Below are 9,890 nucleotides of genomic sequence, written 5' to 3' on the forward strand. Positions count from 1 at the left end.
CTGCCTGGCTGCGGTCCACCACGGCGGCGCGGGGACCACGGCGCGACGGCGCGGGCCGGAGTGCCGACGCTCGTCTGCTGGTTCAGCGCCGATCAGCCGTTCTGGGGAGCCGCGCTGCGCCGGATCGGAGCTGGGACCAGCACGAAATTCTCGGCGTTGACCGAATCCGTTCTACAGCAGGGCATTTCCGATATCACCACCGACCGAGCCAGGCAGGCGGCACGCCGACTCGCCGACACCGTCGCCCCGACCACAACAGCGGTGGCCGCAGCTGCCGACATCACCGAGGCGGCAGCGCGGAACCGCTGACGCACTCACCAGAAGCGCGCAGTCAATTCCCAGCGACCGAGCGCCTCCACCAGGTGGTCACGCAGCGCCTGGTCGTCGACGAATCGATCGGGATCCATGGCGTGGACGGTCACGGTGACGCTCGTGCCCGTCTCGCACACCCACGCCGTGAGGCCACCGTCCAACGACCGCGCGAACGCGGCGTCGGCACCCGCGAAGGTCGCTCTGCCCGATACTGCGCGAGCTCGAATGCCGGCCACCGTGGTGAAGAACTCGGGCAGAACACCCAGGTTCGACGCCAGACCTTCCGCACCGTCACGCGGTTGCGGAACACGCGCGACCACGGCGTCGGGCAGCATCTGCACGAGGGCCTGCGAGATGCCTGCCGGTGGCAGACCGGCAGCCTGCCTCGACGCGAAGGCAGTGAACGCCGCCTTGCTGGTTGTCCGAATCGTCGACAGATCGCGGTCGGCCGCGTCGGTCACGGGGACCTCGATCTTGACGATCTTGGTGGCATTGGAGCGGGTGTCGTCGGCGGTGCGATCGCTGACCGGCAGTGACCACTGCACCGAGTCTCCGATCGAGGCTCTCCCGGCCTGCCCGGAGGCTGCCGTGAGGACCGCGATGAACAGGGAGTTCGACGTGCCACCCCATCGCCGGGCGGTTGCCTTCCAGGCATCTGCGTCCACCTCTGCCACCGCGTGGGGCGATACCCAGTTTGCGTCCACCGCCTCGGCCTTCGGCTGCGAGCGAGTCGGCTGCGAGCGCGGGACAGCAGCGTCCGAACCGGACCGGGTGGGAATCGGGAGTGCGGACGCAGCGGCGTTCACCAGCCAGCCGGCGACCGACCGCACCTGCTCCACGGCGTCTCGTAGGTCCGAGCCGATGGCTGCTGTGCCGTCCGCCGTCGCAACCGACCGAGGTTGCTCGGACGGGAAATTGGCAGCAACGAACGCGGCGATCAGGGCGCCGCCATCGGCGACCATGTGCGAAGCGACCAACGACAGCACCGTCCCTCCGTTCGCCAACGGCGCCGCTGCCAGTCGCCAACCGAGCCCGGTCTCGGGATCGATGTCGCGATCGAGGCGACCGTCGGCCCAGGCCAATACATCGGTCGATTCGATGAAGTGTGGGTAAAAATCGAGTGAATGGGAGACGTTCGAGGCGACCCATCGATCGCGGGCACCGGGCACCGTCGACGCGACCACTCGGCGCGCGAGCAGACCGTCGGACAGGTTGTCCCGTAGTTTTTCCAGGTCCATTCGCTGGACGGATTCGTCGAACCACCACAGGAACTGGTTGTAGACGGGATATCCGATGCCGTGATGCATTCGCAAGATAGGTGATCGGCAAATCCAATTCGAGTCACGCGCCGAACCTACTACATGCGAGAAACAGGGGCATCGGTGTCGATTCGCCACCACCAATGCATTCACATTCGGCAATAGATGCACGAAAAGGGGACTTGATTGTGTCCCGCACCATGTTCGGGCCATTCAGTGACGTAGGTCGTGCGCCGACCTACGAGGCAGTCCGCATCACGCTCCGACTGTGAACTGTCATCACTACGACCAGCAAAATCAGTGATCCGATCGTAGGATACGACAATCGGACACTCCGACGACTCCTGATCGGAGACCGGCGGGTCAAGACGCTCGACAGTGAGAAGTATTACTTTTTCGCGTCGCGAAATAATTTCGCTTTCGCCCTATCGTGAGTGCTGATCTCACTTCGGGTCGACGGCAATGACGTTGTTCTTTCAATGCGGAAAGCAGCAATCGAACAGCAATCGGATAAACGACTGGTCGGCTGAACCAGCACCGCCGACAGGTTTACACGATCGACTCGACCGTAATCGAACGTGCAATACCGAACCAATGCCGCACACCGCCGACCGAGCCCGGAACGGAAGAGGACTCCCATGGAATACACCGAACTCGCCGACTACCCCCTCCCCGCCGGTCGCCTGACCGAGTGGGTCCCCCGCGTCGAGGACGACCGTTGGGCACCGGACCCCCGTGGGCTGTCGTTCACGCACCAGGACCATTGCGAGCGAAGCGCACCGGGCTCGTGGATCGGCACGGTGTTCGAGATTCATCGCCGCTACGACGTCGAGGCAGTGCGCGCAACCATCGCCGCATACATGGGCCGTCACGAGGCATTTCGGACCAAGGTGCGGCGCGACGAGGAATCCGGTTCCTGGCTGCGATACACCGCACCGACAGATGCAGTGCAGGTGACCGATCGGGCACACACCGAACCTCGGACCGAGACTCAGGTCTTCAGGCATCTGCACTCCTGGTTCGGCGAAACCGTGTCTCCGACGGCATGGCCGCACTTCGTCCTCGCCACCATCGAACCGGACGATGCTTCACGTGCTCTGTCGAACGGACCAGGAGAGTCGTTCCTGCTCGCGTTCGCCGCCGACCATTCGGTGATGGACGCCTACAGCCAGATCTACGCCATCAACGAGATCGACCGGCTCTACGCACACGCCCTCGAGGGCATCGACCCGGAGTTGCCCGAAGTGGGCAGCTACGTCGACTTCAGCCAGTCCGAGAGGGCTCTCGGCGAGACGCTCACCGGTGACCACAGCGCCGTGCGCACCTGGCAGGACTTCCTTGCAGTGGAGGACGGACGCTTTCCCGCGTTTCCGCTTCCGGTGTCGGTCGACCGGTCGCTCACCGGCACCGGCCCGGCCGCGCAGAGCAGCATCTCGTCCTGGCTGCTGACCGCCGATCAATCGGATGCCTTCAACGCCGCATGCCGCGCCGCCGGGTACAACATGCAGGCCGGAATACTCGCCGCTCTGGCGCTGACGAACGTGCGCCTGTCCGGCCGCACGACGTTGCGCACCGTGATGCCGATGCACACCAGAGACGAACAGAAGTGGGCCGCGGCGGTCGGCTGGTACGTCGGAATCCTGCCGATGGAGATCGAGCTCGAGAACTCTCGCACGTTCGGGGAGGCGCTCGCGGCCGCGGCAACTGCAGGCGCGGCCAACAAGGGGTTGGCGCGGATGCCGTACTCGAAGATCGCCCAGATCCTCGAATCGACGGAAATTCCTCGATTCGTCGTGTCCTACATCGACCTTCGCTTCCTCCCGGACGCCGAGCAGTGGCAGGGCCGCAAGGGTCGGGCTCTGCGGAGCAACTGCCACGCCGACGACGAGGTCTACTTCTGGGTCAACCGGACGCTCCAAGGGCTCAACATCTCCGCACGATTCCCCAGCTCGGACGTCGCATCCACCAACGTCCACCGCTTCATCACCGAGTTCGTCGCGGTGTTGACGGCAGTGATCGACTCCGACGGTGGTAGCGATACGGTGCTCACGTCGGCCTCTCGGTCGGTGACCGTCGCCGCAGAGTGAGCGATCGAATCAGCCCGCGGCCCTTTTCGAGGAGGATGAAGCGACGATGATCATCACCGCTATGGGCAGGTGGAATCCTGCTCCCGGTCGGCTGCTCGAATGGCACCCCACTTCGGCTGCCCGGGCGAGTGCCGAAGCGGCTCCTGTCGATTCGGCTCCGGCCTCGTTTCTCCAGGAGGACCACCTGAAGGCCGCGTGGGCGGCCCGCGAACGCGGCGATGTTCACACCGCGTACACCGGAGTGGCAACCGAGATCGACGGTGACGTGGACACCGACGCGATGAGCCGCGCGCTGGCCGCCTACGTGCTGCGGCACGAGGGTCTTCGATGCTGGTTCGAGGTCGAGGGAAACGACGTCGTTCGGCATCTCGCTCCACCCGAGGTCGCGGCGTTCGAAGTGTCCGACGCCGGAGAAGCGATGGACGACGACGAATTCCAACGGTACGTACGTGGGCGCTTCTCGTCCGAGGCGACCGCGGACGCCTGGCCCGGATTCGTCGTCGGCGTCGTGGCCAGGCCCGGCAGCTTCACCTTGTACTACGGCGCAGATCACGCATTCACCGACGGCGGCTCGCAGGCATTGGTCATCAGCGAGTTGGCCGATCTGTACGCGCTGGAGACCGGTGCGGACGTACCGATCCCAGCGGAGGCAGGTAGCCATCTGGTCTACGCCGCCGACGAGCGGGCTCGGGCCGCGACGTTCGGGGCAGATTCTCCCGAAATCGCAGCCTGGCGAGACATTTTCACCCGACACGACGGGCGAATGCCTCGGTTTCCGCTCGACCTCGGACTCGCGCCGGGCGAGAAGGCTCCGGTTCGCATAGTCGAACGCGACCTGTTGAGCAAAGAACTGACCGCTGCATTCGACGCCGCGTGCAAGGCCGCCGGGGCCCGGATGAGCAGCGGCATATTCGCCGCCGTCGGGATCACCGACTTCGAATTGGCGGGAAACACCGACTACTTCGGGATCACCGTGCTCAGTACCCGGCACCACGGTGACTACGGACAATCCCAGGGGTGGTTCGTCAATTTTGCTCCGGTCGCGTTCGAGGTGGCAGGAAACGACACCTTCTCCGACGTCGCGGTTCTGGCCCACCGCGGCTTCGAGCAGGCCAAGCAGATCGCGGAGGCCCCGGTGCACGCCGCACTGGGCGCTCTGGCCGCCGACGGCACTCTCGGTAGCGAGTTGGCAGTGAGTCCGAACATGCTCTCGTACATCGACTTTCGCTGGTTCCCCGGCGTCGGGCGAGACGCAGACACGCGCGCCGAGCATTTCACCGGTGAGGGCTCGACGTCGAACGCATCGATGTGGATCAACCGAGACGGTGAGCACTTGTACCTGGTGGCCCAGACTCCCGATACCGAGGTTGCCGCCGCAGCGGTGAAGCGGTACCACGATCATCTGGCCCACGTACTGGAAACCATTGCACGCGAAGGTGACTACAGCCTGACGCTCGACGATCTCGTTCAGGAGCCGGCCGGTGCGGGTCACCTCGATCACTGAGTACACACCACGCGCGGGCACGGTCGTCGAGTTCACCGCCGTCGTCACCGGGGAGCCGCAGCCGTCACCGATTCCACCGTCGTTCAACCAACGGTTTCACCTCGGTGATCTGGACGAGGCCGAGCGCGTCTGGATAGCCGGAGCCTTCGAAGTGCAGGGCAGCCTCGATACTCGGGCACTCGGGTGGGCCTTCGAGCACCTGATCGACCGCCACGACACCCTGCGCAGTTCCTTCGTTCGCATGGCGGCCGGAATCGAGCGGGTGGTCTACGAACCGGGTTCGGTGCAGATGAGGCAATCCACTCGAACCACCTTCTCGTCGGCGTCGATGCTCCGGAATCATCTCCGACGCACGCTCGAACTGCACTGCGATGCACGACGATTCCCGTCGTACACCTGTTTCGGAATCGACCGGCCGGATACCTCGACGATCCTGTGCGCATTCGACCACTCCAACGTCGACGCCATGTCGATCGCCGTCGTGGTCGACGAGATCCACACCCTGTACGACGCCTACCGCCGCTGCCCGTCGAACCCGGAAGCAGACCTGCCTCCGGTCGGCGGGTTCGTCGAGTACTGCCGCGTCGAAGCAACCCAGCCACTCGTCGACCCAACGGACGAGCGCATGGTGCGGTGGTCGACCTTCCTCACCGAGTGCGGGGGCACCACGCCACGTTTCCCGCTCGACCTCGGCGTCGCCGAGGGTGAAACCGCGCCTCAGGCAACGACTGTCACTTCCCTACTCGACGCGCAGCACACCCTCGGCTTCGAGCAGCTCTGTGCCCGGTCCGGAGCCGGAATGTTCGCCGGCGTCGTAGCTGCGATCGGGCAGGCGTGCGTCGGCATCGGCGGACCGAGCCGCGTGCCGTTCCTGTTCCCGTTGCACACCCGCCATCAGCAGCAATTCTCGCGAGCACTGGGCTGGTTCACCACCAACGCTCCCATGACCTTGGAGGTCGAACGCGACCTCGCCGACACGATCACCGCGGCCCACACAGCGTTTCGCGCGGCACTACCGCTGAGCACCGTTCCGATCCCCCAGGTACTGAACAACCTCGGTGAGGCCTTCACCCTGTCGCGTCGAGATGTGTTCATGGTGTCCTACATCGACTACACCAGAATCGAAGGACACGAACGCTTCGATCGAACCGATGCGCACCACATCAGCAATGCCACGGTGTCCGACGACGCACAGTTCTGGGTCTCCCGCACCACATCGGGCCTGGCCCTGCGGTCACGATTTCCCGACACTGCAACGGCACGCTCGGTGATGAACGCGTTCACCGCCGAACTCGACGCACTCATGCGGGCCTCCGCAGCGAAACCCGAGAGCGCTGCCCTGACGCCCTGACGAACCGATTCCGCATAGGATCGACAGTGCAGACCGTTCACCCCCGGGCGGGCCGCCAGCCGAATATCTTCCGTAGGAGCCGATACGTGCCTGTACCAACCGATTCCACCGCAACGTTCGCCGACTATGCGCATCCGGATCGTCTCGTATCGACCGAATGGCTGTCCGCTCATCTCGGCACCCCCGGCCTTCGCGTCGTCGAATCCGACGAGGACGTGTTGCTCTACGACGTCGGCCACATTCCCGGCGCGGTCAAGATCGATTGGCATCTCGACCTCAACGATCCGGTCACCCGTGACTACATCGACGGCGAGCAGTTCTCGAAACTGATGAGCCGCAAAGGTATTTCCCGGGAAGACACCATCGTCGTGTACGGCGACAAGAGCAACTGGTGGGCAGCGTATGCACTGTGGGTGTTCACTCTGTTCGGACATCAGGACGTCCGTCTGCTCGACGGCGGCCGCGACGCATGGTTGTCGGAGAACCGCGACACCACCCTCGACGTGCCCGAGTTCCCCGCAACCGACTACCCGGTGATCGAACGTCACGACGCGCCCATCCGCGCGTTCGCCTCCGACGTCCTCGGCTCGCTCGGAACGGTGCCGTTGATCGACGTCCGCTCCCCCGCCGAGTACACCGGCGAGCGCACCCACATGCCCGACTACCCCCGAAGAAGGTGCTCTGCGCGGAGGTCATATCCCCACCGCCGTGAGCATTCCCTGGGCCAAGGCAGCCGCACCGGACGGACGCTTCCGTTCTCGTACGGAACTGGACGAGATCTACTCCGGTACCTCCGCGACCGACGACGTGATCGCGTACTGCCGTATCGGTGAGCGTTCGAGCCACACCTGGTTCGTGTTGACCCATCTGCTGGGGTACCAGTCGGTTCGCAACTACGACGGCTCGTGGACCGAATGGGGCAACGCCGTTCGCGTTCCGATCGCCAAGGGCGAGGAGCCCGGATCGGCTCCGGCCGCTCGATGAGTGCCCTGCCGGAGTCGCTGGCCGAGATCGTCGACGACTTCGCCGCGGTGGAGGGGCAGGACAAGCTGCAGCTACTGCTGGAGTTCAGTCGCGAACTGCCCCCGCTGCCGGAGCACCTTGCTCAGGATGCGATGGAACCGGTGCCGGAGTGCCAGTCTCCACTGTTCCTGTCGGTGGATGCAGGCGATCCGGCGCGGATCCGGCTGTTTTTCAGCGCCCCGCCGGAAGCTCCGACCACGCGGGGGTTCGCCTCGATCCTGGCGCAGGGACTCGACGGTCTCAGCGCACAGGAGATCCTCGACGTACCGGACGACTTCTACTCGGCTCTGGGCCTGAGCGACGCGGTCAGTCCGCTGCGACTGCGCGGTATGTCGGCGATGTTGGCGCGGATCAAGCGTCACCTGCGTTGACGGGCGACGGCGCAGGTAGTGCGCCGTCGTCTTGATCGATACAACGGGTCGTCGTTAGACTCCGCGACAGGGCCACTGAGGCCCAGTCCCCCCGATGCGTACGACGAAGGTTGGTTGCTGCCGATATGGAGTTCACGGAGTTGGCGGACTACGCGGTTCCCGCGGGCACGCTCACCGAGTGGATACCCAGCGTCGGCCCGCAGGCCCGCACTCCGGAAGCCGCAGGGTGGCATCCCGACGCCAGGCCGACGTCCTATGTTCACGAGGCGCACCTTCGCACGAGCCTGAGCAGTCCTCGTCGCGGTCGTGAATCGTGGCTCGGCGCGGCCTTCGAAATCGCGGGCCCGTTGGACAAGCGCGCGTTTCGCCAGGCAGTTCTGAACTGGATCGACCGGCACGAGGCGATGCGTTCGAGCGCGTCGATCGACGAGGTGACGGGCGAGATGACGCGGGTGACCGCGGCGCAGGGTGCCATCGACATCTGGCAGGTCGAGCAGGAACGGTGCGCGCAATCGAGCGAGGTGTTCGAGCACCTGCAGTATCTGTTCGACGAGTTCACCTCACCGTTGATCTGGCCCGCGTACGCCTTCGTGACTCTCGAACCAATTGACGAGACGCGTCCGATCACCGTGTTCTTCGCTGCGGATCACTCGATCATCGACGGTCTGTCCACGGTGTTGGTCGCGCACGAGATCGCTGCTCTGTACGGCGAGGAACTCGGTGGCGCGCCTGCTGCGCTGTTCGAGGCCGGCAGCTACCTCGACTTCGGTTCCTCCGAACGTGAGAGGAATGCAGAGCTCGAGCACTCGCACGACGCCGTGAGAATCTGGCGGGATTTTCTGGTCGACGGCAATGGTGAGCTACCGGCCTTTCCACTCGACATCGGCGATCCGAGCCCCGACGATCTGCCGCAGGGTGGTTTGTCCGCGTGGGTGCTCGACCCCGATCAGGCCGACTCGTTCTCGGTCGCCTGCCGCAAGACCGGACACAGCCTGTTCGCGGGATTGCTGGCAGTGCTCGCCATCACCGGCTCCGAATTGGGCGGTGGCACTCGTTTCCGCACGGTGACTCCGGTTCACACCCGAGACGAGCCGCAGTGGGCCTCCGCGCTGGGCTGGTTCGTCGGACTGTGCCCCATCTCCTTCGACTTCGCCGGTGCGGACTCGTTCGGCTCTGTGGTCGCGGCGGCTCGGCCGAGGTGAAGAAGACGAAACCGATCGCCCGCGTTCCTCTCGATCGCGTGTTCACCACTCTGGGCTACTCCGCCCGCCCGCGTTTCGTCGTCTCGTTCATGGATGTGCGGTTCGCGCCTGCCGCCGAGCACTGGCCGGACTGGAATGCCCGCGCGCTACGCAGTAAGCAGTATCAGCACGATGTGTACATCTGGATCAACCGCACGCCGCAGGGAATCAACATCGCGGCTCGCTATCCCAACACCGAGCAGGCGACCGCTCGGGTTCACGAGTACGTCGGTGCCTTCCGAAAGCTGTTGACCGATGTGGCGGACACCGGTACCGCCCGATTCCCTCATGCGGGCGACGATCGGTCCGATATCGGACATACCGACACCGGTCAGATCGCTACCAATCAGTAGCTCACTGCGGGTCGCGGCCGATCCGCTGCAGCTGTGCGGACCGATTGCAGCGACGACAGTGCCGGTGCTTAGACTCCGACGTGACGTTCGCAACGAAGCACGCGAGAAATACATCTGTAGGAGGCTCAGTGCCCAGCCATGCCAGTGCTCAGATCACCAAGGTTCTTGTCGCCAATCGTGGTGAGATCGCGGTGCGGGTGATCCGGGCGGCCGCCGATGCCGGGTTGGCCAGTGTCGCTGTGTACGCCGAGCCCGATGCCGACGCCCCGTTCGTCCGCCTCGCCGACGAAGCCTTCGCGCTCGGTGGACAGTCCTCGGCGGAGTCGTATCTGGTGATCGACAAGATCCTCGACGCCGCCGCCAAGTCCGGTGCCGACGCCATCCACCCC

6 protein-coding genes and 3 pseudogenes are annotated in these 9,890 nt (G+C 64.9%); 8 read left to right on the forward strand and 1 reads right to left on the reverse strand.

Annotation, left to right across the window (positions count from 1 at the left end; translation table 11 throughout):
• Nucleotides 1-309, forward strand: a pseudogene (locus RHBS_RS30890) (glycosyltransferase); the annotation flags it as partial.
• Between the two features lie 5 nt (nt 310-314).
• On the opposite strand, the gene RHBS_RS18415 reads toward RHBS_RS30890, so the two are convergent.
• The gene (locus tag RHBS_RS18415) at nt 315-1,619 is read right to left on the reverse strand and encodes a hypothetical protein (protein ID WP_128646190.1); all 1,305 of its coding nucleotides are present in this window, start codon (nt 1,617-1,619) and stop codon (nt 315-317) included.
• Between the two features lie 590 nt (nt 1,620-2,209).
• Between RHBS_RS18415 and RHBS_RS18420 the strand changes: the two genes are divergently transcribed.
• The 7 genes and pseudogenes from RHBS_RS18420 to RHBS_RS18450 all read left to right on the forward strand — a co-directional run.
• A complete protein-coding gene (locus RHBS_RS18420; protein WP_128646191.1) occupies nt 2,210-3,658 on the forward strand; it encodes a condensation domain-containing protein in 1,449 nt (482 codons plus the stop codon).
• Between the two features lie 46 nt (nt 3,659-3,704).
• Nucleotides 3,705-5,162: a condensation domain-containing protein gene (locus RHBS_RS18425; RefSeq protein WP_128646192.1), complete on the forward strand. Its 1,458-nt coding sequence runs from the start codon at nt 3,705-3,707 to the stop codon at nt 5,160-5,162.
• Nucleotides 5,140-6,513, forward strand: a complete 1,374-nt coding sequence (locus RHBS_RS18430; protein ID WP_183130197.1) for a condensation domain-containing protein — start codon at nt 5,140-5,142, stop codon at nt 6,511-6,513. The genes RHBS_RS18425 and RHBS_RS18430 overlap by 23 nt, the downstream gene beginning before the upstream one ends.
• 86 nt (nt 6,514-6,599) lie before the next feature.
• A pseudogene (locus RHBS_RS18435) lies at nt 6,600-7,497 on the forward strand (sulfurtransferase).
• Complete coding sequence (locus RHBS_RS18440) at nt 7,494-7,907, forward strand: SufE family protein (RefSeq protein WP_121870315.1); 414 nt, start codon at nt 7,494-7,496, stop codon at nt 7,905-7,907. Before RHBS_RS18435 ends, RHBS_RS18440 begins: the two are co-directional and overlap by 4 nt.
• Nucleotides 7,908-8,032: 125 nt before the next feature.
• A pseudogene (locus RHBS_RS18445) lies at nt 8,033-9,501 on the forward strand (condensation domain-containing protein).
• Nucleotides 9,502-9,629: 128 nt separating this feature from the next.
• On the forward strand, nt 9,630-9,890 hold a 261-nt coding region (locus tag RHBS_RS18450; protein ID WP_272913877.1), incomplete at its 3' end, for a biotin carboxylase N-terminal domain-containing protein.

The sequence above is a fragment of the Rhodococcus sp. BS-15 genome, from assembly GCF_000813105.1.
GTDB lineage: Bacteria > Actinomycetota > Actinomycetes > Mycobacteriales > Mycobacteriaceae > Rhodococcoides.